The organism is Agromyces albus (genome assembly GCF_030815405.1).
Lineage (GTDB): Bacteria > Actinomycetota > Actinomycetes > Actinomycetales > Microbacteriaceae > Agromyces > Agromyces albus_A.
Map to the genome: position 1 here is coordinate 140029 of NZ_JAUSWX010000001.1, position 12601 is coordinate 152629.

Here is a 12601-nt window from a genome sequence, read left to right on the forward strand (position 1 = left end):
CCAAGGAAGTGAGACCAAATGAGCCAGGTCGACGTGTCCCTCAAGCCGAGGATTCGGCGCCGAAGCGCCTTCGAATACGTTGTATGGGTTGTCTGCAGTCTGCTCGGCGCGGGAATCCTCTACTCGGTGGCGACCAACCCGAACTTCAAATGGGACGTGGTCGCTCGGTACTTCACTCAGGAGACGATCCTCCGCGGACTGATGGTCACGATCATGCTGACCGTCGTGAGCATGGTGCTGGGTACGCTTCTGGGCCTTGCGCTGGCGATCATGAGGGCATCCAGCCTCAAGCCCATCGCGGCCACCGCGGGCGTGTACATCACGTTCTTCCGAGGTACCCCGGTTCTCGTGCAGCTCATCTTCTGGTTCAACATCGCTGCGCTGTATCCCAACCTCACGATCGGGATACCGTTCACCGACGTGCAGCAGGCGATCGACGTCAATGCACTGATGGCGCCGATCACGGCGGCGATCATCGGCCTGACGCTGAATGAAGCCGCATACATGGCGGAGATCATCCGCGGCGGGTTCTCCTCTGTCGGCAAGGGTCAGATCGAAGCAGCGGACTCGCTGGGGATGAGCGGCGCCACGAAGATGCGGAAGATCATCATTCCGCAGGCCATGCCGTCGATCATCCCAGCCACCGGCAATCAGGTCATCGGCATGTTCAAGGAGACCTCGCTCGTCAGTGTCCTGGGCGTTGCGGAACTTCTCCAGAGCGCGCAGTTGATCTATGCGCGCACCTACGAGACCATTCCCCTCCTCATCGTTGCCAGCCTCTGGTACCTGGTGATGACCCTCATCCTGAGCTACCCCCAGTCGCAGCTGGAGAAGAAGTACTCCCACTCCTCCGCTGTGCTCCCCAGGAAGGCGAAGCGAGTCGTCCTGGCAGAGCCGGCTGACGTGACGGAACCAGTTGCCTTGACCGACCCAGAAGGGATTGCACGATGAGCGACGACGGAACGATCTTCGCCCGAGGGCTTCGAAAGTCCTTCGGACCGAAGACAGTGCTTCAGGACATCGACCTGGAGATCGCCTCCGGCGAGATCTGCTGCATCATCGGCCCCAGCGGCTCGGGAAAATCGACCCTCCTTCGATGCATGAACGGTCTGGAGTCGGTCGACTCTGGAGTCCTGAAAGTCAACGGTGAGCATGTCGGGTACTACGAAACGGAGACCGCCCTTCATGCGCTGAGCCGGAAGGAGGTCGCGCGGCAGCGCACCAAGGTGGGCATGGTCTTCCAGCAGTTCAACCTCTTTCCGAACATGACCGCCCGCGAGAACGTCATGGCAGGGCCAGTGCTGGTGAAGCGGGGTGACAAACAGGAAGCCGCCCTGCGGGCTCAAGAACTCCTGACCAGCGTCGGACTGAGGAGGTTCAGCGATTACTACCCCGCCCAACTGTCGGGCGGGCAGCAGCAGCGCGTGGCCGTGGCCCGCTCGCTGGCCATGGAGCCACGCATCATGCTGTTCGATGAACCCACGAGCGCCCTCGACCCCGAGAAGGTCGGCGAAGTCCTCACCGTCATGCAGAACTTGGCCAAGAAGGGGATGACCATGGTCGTCGTAACGCACGAGATGGGCTTTGCGCGAGAGGTGGCGGACACCCTGCTGTTCATGGACGAAGGATGCATCGTCGAACGCGGTGATGCCCGGGAGGTGCTCTCCAACCCGAAGGAGCGCCGGACCCAGGCATTCCTGGAGAAGGTGCTCTGAGCACGAGCGGGAGCTTGGCCTCATCGACTCTCACCCTCGGCGAGGGGACGCACCCGGGCCAATCCCGTGACCGCGTGCTGCGGTCGCTAGAGTCTCGACCACGTCGACGGCCGAAAGGAACCGCAATTGGAGAGTGTCACCAAGAACCGGCAGTCATCCCAAGTTCTGAAGGCGATGGTGGCCCGCGCCTACGGACAGGACTCGGTGCCTGCCGGCCACTCCTCCTGGTACTCCGAGTTGGGCGATGGCTGGTTCAGTGCCGCGTATCGCATCAGGCTCCGCGGCGGGCGGGATGTCGTGCTGAAGGTCGCACCTCCGGCCGGCATCGAGGTGTTGACCTATGAACGCGATGCGATGCGCACGGAGCTGAAGACCATCGAACTGATCGGGCAGCTCGGCGATATCCCCGTCCCGAGGGTCGACTACGCCGACCTCACCCGTGAAGTCTGCGATGCCGACTACTTCTTCATGGAGCACATCGACGCCGAGAACCTCGCGGCCAGGATGGGTGAGCTGCCGCGAGACGAGGCGCGGCGGCACATGGTCGAACTCGGTGCGTTGAACCGGCGGATCAACTCCATCGTCGGCCCCGCGTTCGGCCCGATCACCGGACCCCACCACTCGAGCTGGGACAGTGCGTTTCTCCAGATGATCGACGAGCTCCTGGCTGACGGTGAGCGGCGCACCGTAGATCTGGGTGCCACCTCCGACGGCATTCGGCAGATCGTCACCGGCAACATCGAGAGCCTCCGCGAGGTCACCGAGCCACGGCTCGTCGAATGGGACCTCTGGCCCGGAAACGTGCTGATCAGCGGCCAGGGCATCTGTGCCGTCGTCGACCATGAACGTGCGTTCTTCGGCGACCCCCTCATCGAAGTGGGGTTCGCCGGCACGCAATCAGCGCACTTCGGGGACTCCGACGCGTTCATGGAAGGCTACGGCCACCCTGGACTCTCGACCACGGAAGTCACACGCCGGAGGCTCTACCAGCTCCACCTCTGCCTGGTCCTGACAATCGAGACCGCCTACCGAGAGTACGGGGACCCGAACCACTCCGAGTGGGCTCGCCAACAACTGGCGGAAAGCCTCGCGGCCTTCTGAAATCGGGCGCGCTCGGCCTGGTTCAGCCGACTCTCGCCGGAGATGAACCCGAGGCTTCGCCGGTCGACGAGCGGACGACGAGCTCGGGCACGAGATGGAGGCTGCGTCGTCGTTCGCCGCGTGCAAGGCCGACCAGCGTCACGTACGAGCGACGGCCGACCTCTGCGTAGTCCTGGCGGACCGTGGTGAGCGGAGGGGCGAAGTATGCGGCTCCGTCGTCGTCGTCGTACCCCACGACGCTGATGTCGTCGGGTGCGTGCTTGCCGACTTCCGAGTAGGCGTGCATGAGCCCGAGCGCCATCTGGTCGCTCGCGCAGAAGACCGCCGTCGCGTCGGTGTCCCGCAAGCGGCGGCCGGCCCCGAGCCCCGACCGCGCCGACCAATCCCCGTCGACGATGGCGACCGGAGCGACCCCCGCCTCCTCGAGCGAGCGGAGGAACGCCCGTTCTCGGGCCTGAGCGTGCCCGAGAGTTCGCGGGCCTGCGACGAACGCGAGCCTGGTGTGACCGAGCGCGAGGAGGTGCCGGGTCGCCTGCACCGCACCGTTGTAGGAATCGATCCCGACCGAAGCGAACTCGTTGTCGTCGTCGAGCGCGAGGACGACGGGCACCTCACCGTCGAACTCCTGCACCGCCCTGACAACGTCCTCATGAGTCGAGACGACGACGAAGCCGCCGACACCCTCGCGTGCCTGCTTCGCCATGGCGGCGAGAATGGAGCTCGCGACTCCGTCGCCGTTCGGAACGACATCGGTCAACGTGATCTCATGCTCGGTGTCGCGTGCAGCCTCGACGATTCCCCGGAAGATCTTCTCGAGGATGCCGCGGCTCGCCCCGTGCAGGCTGATGACGCCGAACCGCGTCGTTCCGTAACCGAGTTCTCGCATGGCGGTCTCGATGCGGCGCTTCGTCGTGTCACTGACCTGCACGCGTCCGCTGAGGAACCGTGACACGGTTCTGGTGCTGACGCCTGCGACTTCGCCGATCTCGCCCGCGCGCGGCGCACCGATGACCGGTGTCACCGGTCGCCGTCGTCGGTCACTTGAGGCTTCCCATCGTGACGCCGGCTCGCCAGTACCGCTGCATGGCGACCATGAGGAGGACCATGGGAATCGTCGCCACCAGCGAACCGGTGATGACGAGGCTGGTGAGGTCGACGGTCGAATCCGTTCCCCGCTGCAGCCAGGAGTAGAGGCCGAGCATCACGGGCCAGCGCTCGGCGGCGCGAAGGAAGACGAGCGGACCGAAGAACGCATTCCAGATCGCGACGAAATGCAGGAGGAAGACCGTCGCACCGGCCGTGGTCAGCAGGCGCAGGCCGATGCTGAAGAAGATGCGATACTCGCCGGCCCCATCGATCCGAGCGGCCTCCATCAGTTCGGGGGGCATCGCGCCCTCGGTGTAGACCTTTGCCAGGTAGACGGAGAAGGGACCGAAGAAGGCCGGGAGGATCATCGCCCAGACGGTGTCGTAGATCCCGATCTGCACGAAGAGCAGGTAGGACGGGATCGTCAGGAGCGCACCGGGGATGAGGAAGGAGCCGATGATGAATGCCATCGAGGTTCCCTTGCCCCTGAACTGGTACATCGCCAAGCCGTAGCCGGCAGCGAGGGCGACGAGCGTCTGTCCTGCCGCGCCAGCGAGTGCGTAGAGCGTAGAGTTCCCGAGCCATACTCCGAAGATGCCGTCCTGGTACGTGAACAACGAGGACAGGTTCTCGAAGAGGTTGAAGTCGGCGAACCAGAGTCCGTTCGTCGTGTACAGCTGTTCCTTCGACTTCGTCGCCGAGACGATGAGCCACCATGCGGGGCCGACCGAGTAGATCGTGAAGAGGATCAGTCCGATGAGCACGAACCACTTCGAACCGCCACGCGAAGCGGCGAGGCCCGAATGGTCACCCGCGTCTCCGCGTCGCTGCCTGCGACGAGAGGCGCGCAGCGCCCCTCGCTCCGTCCGCTTCACCTCGTCGGTCGTCTCAAGGGCCGCGCGGTCGACATCTGTCAGGGTCATTGTTCAACCTTGTTCGTGAAGCGGTAGATGATGGCCGAGGCGATGCCTACGACCGCAGCCAGGATGATCGACAGCGCGGCGGCGTAGTTGAGGTTGCCGACCTGGAACGCCTGGTTGAAGATCACCATGGCGGGAGTGAAGTCCTTCGTGATCGTCTCGGGAGACACCGCGCGGAAGAGCGTCGGCTCGGCGAAGATCTGCAGCGTGCCGATGATCGAGAGCACGCCGGTCAACACGAGCGAACCCCGGACGTAGGGGACTTTGATCGACATCGCGATGCGGAAGTCGGATGCTCCGTCGACACGTGCCGCGTCGAAGATCTCGCGAGGCACCGCCTGCAGCGCGCCGTACAGGATGAGCATGTTGAAGCCGATGTTCCCCCAGAGGGCGAGGTTTCCGATCGAGAACCAGATCAGCGAACCGGAGAAGAAGTTGATGTCCAGGCCGAGCGCGTCGAAGATCGGCTGGAACGGGCCGACCACAGGGCTGTAGAGGTAGATCCAGATCATCGTCGCGACGATGCCCGGAATCATGTACGGGATGAGCAACGAGAGCCGGAAACGGTTCGCCACTCGTCGGGTGACCGCGTCGATCAGCAGGGCGAGCGCGAGACTCACGATCTGCGTGACGGGCACGACGATCGCGGCATAGATGCCGACGCGGAGCATCGACGTCCAGAAGATCCCGTCGGTGAGGCCGCGGGTGAAGTTGTCGACGCCGGAGAAGCTGATTTCAGCCTCACCGAAACCCAGACCAGACGACTTCTCGGAGAACAGGCTCTGGCCGAGGGCCAGGACGACCGGAAGGATCGTGAAGACGGCGAACCCGATGAAGAACGGCCACGTGAACGAGGCCCCTTTGATTCGCTGGAGGCTGCGCCATGACAGGCGAGGAGACGCGGGTCTTCCGCGCTTGGTCGGTTCGGATGGGGGCCCAGCACTGATCTCTGGATCGCGAACCACTGCTACAGAAGACATCCGCGTCTCCTCTCCTGTCGATGGTGCGCGGAGCGCACCGGATACTGCGGGGGAACCGCTACTTGGCGATGGTGTAGTCGATGCCCTTGCTCTCCAGGTCAGTCGCGATGTACGCCTCGACGTTGGCGAGCGCCTCCTCGAGCGTGATCTGCTTGGCGATGAACTTGCCCCACTGGTCCTGCAGCTCGGGGAACCACGCGTCGTAGTTCGGCCCGCGCTCGAACGAGCCGATCACCTTGGCCTGAGCTTCGTCGATGACCGCTCCGACCTCTGCCGGCGTCTGGGCGAACAGGTTGTCGGGAACGATCGCCTCGGTGTACTCCGAAACATCCTCGAGCGCAGTCGGCACGCTGATCGCGCCGGTCTCGGGGTGCTCGCTGGCGGCGATGCCGGCGGGGTCCACCGAGGCGAACGTGTGGAATGCCACAGCGGCCTCGGGGTGCTCGCAGCCGACGGGCACGATGGCGGGGTTCGCGAAGCCCGTGGCGACCTGCTTCTTCGCGCCGTCGAACTGGGGAAGGTCCACCGCTTCCCACTGGCCGAGGGAGTTCACGAGGTTCGTCTGGAGTCCGGTGAGCGACCACCACTGCGTGGGCAGGGTAGCCAGCTGACCGCTGTCGAAGTACGAGTAGAGGGCCGGTCGATCCTTGTAGGTCTGGGTGGAATTGAGGTCGTTGTCGACGATCTCCTGGATGATGCCTGCAGCCTTGAGCGTGGCCTTGTCGTGCAGGTTGACCGTCCAGCTGTCGCCGTCGATCGTGAACCACTCGGCGCCCGCCTGCTGAGACAGGTTCAACAGCGTCGAGGGGTCTTCACCGGCGAGATTGATGACCTTGACGCCTGCCGGAGCGAGGGCTTTTCCTGCGTCGACGAGCTCCTCCCACGTGGTCGGAACCTCGACGCCGTTTGCGGCGAGCGTCGTGGAGTTGACCATCATGAACTGGGCAGAGGCTCCGGTCGGCACACCGTAGTACTTGTCGCCGACCTTGGCACCCGCCAGGGCGCCAGGGCTGAACCGGTCGGCCACAGGCTCGACATACTCGCTGATGTCCTGCGCCCAGCCGTTGACGAGCGCGGTCGCCAGCGGACCGGTGCCGGTGACCAGGCATGGGACGCCCTGCTTCGACTCCATGACGTTTCGGAGGTTCGTCTGCGTCGCTTCGTGGCTGGCCTGCAGCACGTAATTGACGGTGATGTCGTCTTGGCTCGCGTTGAAGGCGTCGACGACGAGTTGCGTGACCTCCGCGTCCCACCCCCAGACGTCGATCGTGACCGGCTCCGACGCTTCCGGGGCGGGCGGCGCAGATTCGGCGCCGCTCGCGCAGGCGGCGAGGAGGGCGACCGAGGCCAAGCCCGCGGTCAGGGTGAGGGTACCCCGTAGTGCAGATCGCATGGATTCACTCCTTTGTGACGTACTCGTCGTTGATGTACAGGCTGTGGGCTTCTTCGACATTCACCCGAATGCACGGCAATCGCGGTAAACGCTGTCCACCAGCGTGCAACGCATGGATAACGTTTGTCAAGGAGCAGTTTTGTCTCGCCGTGTGCACGGCAGACAAGGGGAGATAGTACCCCCGAACGGGTGGCGGAGTGCCCTGACGGACAGAGATTCCCGGTCCGAGTAGGCGCGGGGCGTCTGCGGACTCGCGATCGACGTTCAGTCGCGAAGGGGAGGAGTGCCCCCGCGCAGCATGACCGTGCCCGAGACCTGGAACGTCTGGACTCGGTCGGACGGGCTCAAGACCTGAACGACGGCGTGTTCGGCCATCTCGGCCAGCGGTACGCGCACCGTGGTGAGTGGGGGATCGAGGTCGCGGACGATCGGAACATCGTCGAAGCCGGCCACGGTCACGTCACGTGGGAGGGAGATCCCTTCTTCGGCGAATCGGGCGATCGCGCCGAGCGCCATCGCATCGCTCGCAGCGAAGACGACGTCGAGGTCGCCGATCCTGCTGATGAGCCTCTCGGCGGCGCGATAGCCGCCGTCGTGATCGAAGTCCTCCGTCATCACGAGATCGGCGGGTATCTCGATGCCATGACCTGCGAGGCCACGGGCGAAGCCGGCCGCGCGCTCGCGTGGCGTGATGAGATCAGCGGGTCCGCCGATCATCGCGAACCGGCGGTATCCGATCGACGCGAGTTCCTCTGCGAGCGCGGCAGCCGACTCGGCATTCCGGAGGGTGACCGCGTCGTAGTCGAAGGTGTTGTCACCGATGATCGAGATCCGACCGCCCGCCCTTGCGAAGGCTTCGAGTTCGGCGCCGAATGCTTCTTCGCGTTTCATGTCGGTGGATCGCGCGATGGCCACCAGTACCGCCTTCGGACGCTGCCCGCGCACGGCCCGCAGCGCGTCGATCTCGTCGTGTTCGGTCAGTCCTGCAAGAGCGATGAAGACGGAGTGGCCGAGTGCTCGGGCCTTCCGTGTCGCTCCGGACACGAGTTCGGCTGCTCCAGGATCGTCGATCTCCGTCGCGAGGATCGCGATCGTCTTGTTCGCTCCGGCGGCCATCGACTGAGCTTGGCTGTTCACGGCGTAGTCGAGCTCCCGGGCTGCGTTCCAGATCGCCTCTCGAGTGGCATCCGGGATCCCGCGGGCGGATCGAACTCCGCCGTTGAGCACGCGTGACGCCGTCGACGGAGAGACGCCGGCGCGGGCCGCCACGTCGTGCAGAGTGGCTCCCGATCGCCGACGCCCGCTCATGCGTCGACCCTAACCGAGGTCGTGCGGCAGACCCGTGCGCCGCCGTGCGGATGTGCCACTATGGCCGGTATGCCGAGCCGCCTTCCGATCGCGAGCGCTTCTCCGGACCACGCACGTGTCGGCTAGGCGCTCTCCCGCCCGAGTGACGCTGCACGACGTCGCACGCGAAGCCGGCGTCTCCGTCGCAACTGCTTCTCGAGTGTTGGGCGGCGGCGATCGAAAAGTCTCGGACGAACTCAGCGCTCGTGTGCAGCGGGCGGCCGCGCGGCTCCGTTACGCGCCCGACCTCTCCGCGCGGGCCGTCAGACGCGGCACCTCGTCGACGATCGCGTTGATCGTCAGCGACATCTCCGACCCCTACTTCTCCGCCGTGGCGTCGGGGGTGATCGCCGCCGCCAGACGCGCGCGAATGACGGTGACCATCGCGGCGACGGAACGATCGACGCTGCTCGAGCTGGAGACCGTGCGGGCCATGCGCGCACAGGGCCATCGCGCGTTGATCGTGGTCGGAAGTCGACCCGTGCGGCAGTCGGAAGATGATCTCGTCGCGGAGATCGCACGGTTCGAGCAGGCCGGTGGCACCGTGGTCCTCGTGTCGCAGCCGGTGCTGCCCTTCTCCACGGTGTCGCTCGACAATGCCGGCGGTGCGCGAAGCCTGGCGCTGAAGCTGGTGGGTCACGGATACCGCTCCTTCGCCGTGCTCGCAGGTGACCGTCGGTTCGCCACCGTCGAGGATCGCATCTCGGGGTTCGTGAAGGGGCTCGGGCAGGTGGGTGTCGAGTTGGACGACGATCGGATCTTCGCGGGCTCATTCTCTCGGGATGGCGGGTTCGAGACGGCGCAGGCGTTCATCGAGTCCGGGCTGCAGTCCGTAGATCTCGTCTTCGCGACCAGCGACGTGATGGCCGTGGGCGCGATGGCGGCGTTCCGCGACCATGGGATTCGTGTCGGGTCTGACGTGGGTCTGGCCGGATTCGACGACATCCGGGTGGCGAGTCTCGTGACCCCGCGACTCACGACCGTCGCTGCGCCGATGGCCGAGATGGGAGCAGCAGCCGTCGAGCTCGCGTTGTCGGAGCCGGGGGAGCGGATGATCCGCGAGTTCTCGACGACGATCGCACTGCGCGAGAGCTCGCCCAGGCGAGCGCGCTGAACCGGCCTGTGCGCGTCTTCTCGTGTCTGCTCCTATTCGGCACCCGACCGGCGGGTGATCTCGACGTGGATCTTGGGTCCGGATGCGGCATCCGAGGGCCGTTCGCCGGCGAGCACGCCGGCCAATTCGTCGAGGCCGACCGTCGCCGCGATGAGCGGGGTCGGGTCGACGGTGCCGCTCGCGTAGGAGCGAATGGTCGGGGCGAGGCCCGCCGAGGCGCCGAGGATGCCGACGGCAGTGAGGTCGCCGAGCACGAGCAGGCGCGAGTCGATGAGGCTCGGGCTGCCCGCGAGCCCCACGTACGCGATGCGTTTTCCCGGCTCCACGAGCTGCAGCGCCTTCGCGGGTAGGTGCAGCGCATTGGATGCCTCGATGACGGCGTCCCATCGCAGCGCCGGAAGGTCGTCTTCCGTCCAGACGCCGGCGAACTCGAAGGTGCGGGCGAACTCGAGAGACCGACCCGACCGGCCCATGAGGTGCACCTCGGCGCCCACCGCGCGGGCGAACATCGCGCACAGCAGCCCGATGGTGCCGGGTCCGAGGACCAGCACGCGGTCGCCCTCGCTGAGTCGCGCCGCCTCGACGCTGCGCCACGCGTTGCCGCCCGGTTCGACGAGCGCGCCCGCGGCATCCGTCACCGAATCCGGAAGCGGGTGCAGGTAACGGGCCGGGAAGGCGACCTGTTCGGCAAGCGCGCCCGGGCGTCCCGCGCGGATGCCGAGTTCCGTGCGGAACTCGCAGACCTGGTGGTAGCCCGTGCGGCAGCGGTGGCATTCACCGCAGCCGAGCATCGTGTCGCCGGTCACGCGGCGGCCCAGCCACGTCGAGTCGACGCCCTCGCCCACGGCGGTGACGGTGCCCATCCACTCGTGGCCGATGCGAATCGGGTACGACGCGTGCCCGTCGTGCAGGTACTGCATCTCGCCGGTGTAGAACTCCACGTCGGTGCCGCAGATGCCGGCGCGCGCGACGTCGATGACGACCTCGCCCGGGCCGGCCGTGGGCGGTTCGACGTCCTCGACCCCCGCCTGCTGCGGACCTGAGATGACGAAGGCCTTCATGGTGGCTTGCTCCTCGTCTGACGGCTCGGTTGGTTGAGGATGCTGCTGCTCAGCAGCCACCTCATACGCTGTGCTCACAACGTTTCATCAGTTCACCGAGAGTTGGAAAGCCGATGTCGTCCCAGCTTCGCAGTTCCGAGTGGTATTCGGGTGATGACCGCAACGCCTACATCCACCGAGCCTGGATGCGGCGGGGTCTGCCCGACAGTGCGTTCGCCGGGGCGCGACCGCACATCGCGATCGCCAACACGGCGTCCGACCTCACGCCGTGCAACTCGCACCTCGACGAGGTCGCCCAGTCGGTCAAGAACGGGATCTATGAGGCGGGCGGCATCCCGCTGAACCTGCCCGTCGTATCGCTCGGCGAGACGCAAGTGCGACCCACGGCGATGCTCTGGCGCAACATGGCCGCGATGGCGACCGAGGAGATGCTCCGCGCGAACCCGATCGACGGGGTGGTGCTGCTCGGCGGGTGCGACAAGACGATTCCGGCGCTGCTCATGGCCGCGGCATCCGTCGACCTGCCCGCCGTCGTCGTTCCCGGCGGGCCGATGAGCACCGGCACCTTCCGTGGGGTGGCGCTCGGCTGCGGCACCGACGTCTGGCGGCTGAGTGAGGAAGTACGCGCTGAGACGCTCAGCGAGCGCGACTTCCTGAGGTCCGAGTCGTCGATGATCCGGAGCCGCGGACACTGCAACACCATGGGCACGGCGTCGACGATGGCCCTCGTCGCCGAGGCGCTCGGCACCGTCATCCCCGGCCTCGCCGGAACGCCTGCCGTCGACAGTCGCCTGCTCGAGGCGTCGCACGAGACCGGGCGGCTCGCGGTCGCGCTCGTCGAGGCCGAGCGGCGTCCGTCGACCTTCCTCACGAAGGCGAGCTTCCACAACGCGATCGTCGCGCTCGCCGCGATCGGCGGCTCGACCAATGCCGTCGTGCACCTGCTCGCGATCGCCGGGCGCCTCGGCATCGATCTGAGCCTCGACGACTTCGACCGCATCGGCGTGAACGTGCCGCTTCTCGTCAACCTCCAGCCGGCTGGCCGCTACCTCATGGACGACCTCCACCGCGCCGGCGGCTTCCTCGCCGTGCTGCGCGAGGTGCGCGACCTGCTCGACCCCGATGCCCTCACGATCACCGGGCGTCCGCTCGTCGACCACCTCGACGGCGCAAGGATCTGGGACCCCGACGTCATCACGCCCCGTGATGCCCCTCTGCTGCCGGCGGCGGGAATCAGTGTGCTGCGGGGGAGCCTCGCCCCGGGCGGCGCCCTCATCAAGCCCGCTGCCGCATCACCGCACCTGCTCAAGCACCGCGGCCGAGCCGTGGTGTTCGACAGCATCGAGGACTTCCACGCCCGCATCGACGACCCCGAACTCGAGGTCGACGCCGACTCCGTGCTCGTCCTGCGCGGATGCGGCCCCAAGGGCTACCCGGGCATGCCCGAGGTCGCGAACATGCCGCTGCCGAAGAAGCTGCTCGAACAGGGCGTGCGCGACATGGTCCGCATCTGCGACGGTCGCATGAGCGGCACCGCCTATGGCACCGTCGTGCTGCACGTCACTCCCGAGTCCGCCGCCGACGGACCGCTCGCGCTCGTGCAGACCGGCGACTGGATCTCCCTCGACGTTCGGAGCCGTCGCCTCGATCTCGACGTGCCAACGGAGGAACTCGCGGCACGCACGCCGAACCAGGCCACCGTCGACGGGTACGCGAAGCCCCGCCGCGGCTGGGAGCGACTCTACGTCGACCACGTCATGCAGGCCGACACCGGCGTCGACCTCGACTTCCTCGTCGGCTCGAGCGGACCGAAGGTCAGTCGCGAGTCGCACTGAGGCGACGAGCCTTCGGCGAGCGGATGCGGCATCCGTGTCCCTCTCTCGA

The 12601-nt window shown here is 66.3% G+C and carries 11 protein-coding genes; 5 read left to right on the forward strand and 6 right to left on the reverse strand.

Annotation, left to right across the window (positions count from 1 at the left end; translation table 11 throughout):
• Window positions 1-18 precede the first annotated feature (18 nt).
• The 3 genes from QFZ29_RS00585 to QFZ29_RS00595 all read left to right on the forward strand — a co-directional run bounded on the left by QFZ29_RS00585 (window position 19) and on the right by QFZ29_RS00595 (window position 2816).
• Window positions 19-951, forward strand: a complete 933-nt coding sequence (locus QFZ29_RS00585) for an amino acid ABC transporter permease (RefSeq protein ID WP_306892301.1) — start codon at window positions 19-21, stop codon at window positions 949-951.
• Window positions 948-1715 (forward strand): amino acid ABC transporter ATP-binding protein, encoded by a 768-nt coding sequence (locus QFZ29_RS00590; protein WP_306892302.1) that lies wholly within the window; start codon window positions 948-950, stop codon window positions 1713-1715. The genes QFZ29_RS00585 and QFZ29_RS00590 overlap by 4 nt, the downstream gene beginning before the upstream one ends.
• A 126-nt stretch (window positions 1716-1841) precedes the next feature.
• Complete coding sequence (locus QFZ29_RS00595; protein ID WP_306892303.1) at window positions 1842-2816, forward strand: phosphotransferase family protein; 975 nt, start codon at window positions 1842-1844, stop codon at window positions 2814-2816.
• Between the two features lie 22 nt (window positions 2817-2838).
• Here QFZ29_RS00595 and QFZ29_RS00600 read toward each other — a convergent pair whose 3' ends face one another.
• The 5 genes from QFZ29_RS00600 to QFZ29_RS00620 form a co-directional block, all read right to left on the reverse strand.
• Window positions 2839-3837 carry a LacI family DNA-binding transcriptional regulator gene (locus tag QFZ29_RS00600; protein ID WP_306892304.1) on the reverse strand — a complete coding sequence of 333 codons (999 nt, stop codon included), beginning with the start codon at window positions 3835-3837 and terminating at the stop codon, window positions 2839-2841.
• Window positions 3838-3853: 16 nt separating this feature from the next.
• On the reverse strand, window positions 3854-4825 hold the full coding sequence (locus QFZ29_RS00605) for a carbohydrate ABC transporter permease (RefSeq protein ID WP_306892305.1): 972 nt from the start codon (window positions 4823-4825) through the stop codon (window positions 3854-3856).
• On the reverse strand, window positions 4822-5802 hold the full coding sequence (locus tag QFZ29_RS00610; protein ID WP_306892306.1) for a carbohydrate ABC transporter permease: 981 nt from the start codon (window positions 5800-5802) through the stop codon (window positions 4822-4824). Before QFZ29_RS00610 ends, QFZ29_RS00605 begins: the two co-directional genes overlap by 4 nt.
• A 58-nt stretch (window positions 5803-5860) precedes the next feature.
• The gene (locus QFZ29_RS00615; RefSeq protein ID WP_306892307.1) at window positions 5861-7195 is read right to left on the reverse strand and encodes an ABC transporter substrate-binding protein; all 1335 of its coding nucleotides are present in this window, start codon (window positions 7193-7195) and stop codon (window positions 5861-5863) included.
• A gap of 264 nt (window positions 7196-7459) precedes the next feature.
• Complete coding sequence (locus tag QFZ29_RS00620; RefSeq protein ID WP_306892308.1) at window positions 7460-8503, reverse strand: LacI family DNA-binding transcriptional regulator; 1044 nt, start codon at window positions 8501-8503, stop codon at window positions 7460-7462.
• 142 nt (window positions 8504-8645) lie between these two features.
• Here QFZ29_RS00620 and QFZ29_RS00625 point away from each other — a divergent pair, with 142 nt between their 5' ends.
• Window positions 8646-9656: a LacI family DNA-binding transcriptional regulator gene (locus QFZ29_RS00625; RefSeq protein ID WP_306892309.1), complete on the forward strand. Its 1011-nt coding sequence runs from the start codon at window positions 8646-8648 to the stop codon at window positions 9654-9656.
• A gap of 32 nt (window positions 9657-9688) precedes the next feature.
• On the opposite strand, the gene QFZ29_RS00630 is transcribed toward QFZ29_RS00625, so the two are convergent.
• Window positions 9689-10717: a zinc-dependent alcohol dehydrogenase gene (locus QFZ29_RS00630; RefSeq protein ID WP_306892310.1), complete on the reverse strand. Its 1029-nt coding sequence runs from the start codon at window positions 10715-10717 to the stop codon at window positions 9689-9691.
• A gap of 113 nt (window positions 10718-10830) precedes the next feature.
• Here QFZ29_RS00630 and QFZ29_RS00635 point away from each other — a divergent pair, with 113 nt between their 5' ends.
• Window positions 10831-12552 carry an IlvD/Edd family dehydratase gene (locus tag QFZ29_RS00635; RefSeq protein WP_306892311.1) on the forward strand — a complete coding sequence of 574 codons (1722 nt, stop codon included), beginning with the start codon at window positions 10831-10833 and terminating at the stop codon, window positions 12550-12552.
• The last annotated feature ends 49 nt before the right edge of the window (window positions 12553-12601 follow it).

What these genes read in the sequence shown, in the direction of transcription:
- QFZ29_RS00585 (WP_306892301.1), top strand. Translation starts at nt 19, where the DNA reads ATGAGCCAGGTCGACGTGTCCCTCAAGCCGAGGATTCGGCGCCGAAGC.
- QFZ29_RS00620 (WP_306892308.1), bottom strand. Translation starts at nt 8,503, where the DNA reads ATGAGCGGGCGTCGGCGATCGGGAGCCACTCTGCACGACGTGGCGGCC.
- QFZ29_RS00590 (WP_306892302.1), top strand. Translation starts at nt 948, where the DNA reads ATGAGCGACGACGGAACGATCTTCGCCCGAGGGCTTCGAAAGTCCTTC.
- QFZ29_RS00635 (WP_306892311.1), top strand. Translation starts at nt 10,831, where the DNA reads ATGTCGTCCCAGCTTCGCAGTTCCGAGTGGTATTCGGGTGATGACCGC.
- QFZ29_RS00605 (WP_306892305.1), bottom strand. Translation starts at nt 4,825, where the DNA reads ATGACCCTGACAGATGTCGACCGCGCGGCCCTTGAGACGACCGACGAG.
- QFZ29_RS00610 (WP_306892306.1), bottom strand. Translation starts at nt 5,802, where the DNA reads ATGTCTTCTGTAGCAGTGGTTCGCGATCCAGAGATCAGTGCTGGGCCC.
- QFZ29_RS00630 (WP_306892310.1), bottom strand. Translation starts at nt 10,717, where the DNA reads ATGAAGGCCTTCGTCATCTCAGGTCCGCAGCAGGCGGGGGTCGAGGAC.
- QFZ29_RS00615 (WP_306892307.1), bottom strand. Translation starts at nt 7,195, where the DNA reads ATGCGATCTGCACTACGGGGTACCCTCACCCTGACCGCGGGCTTGGCC.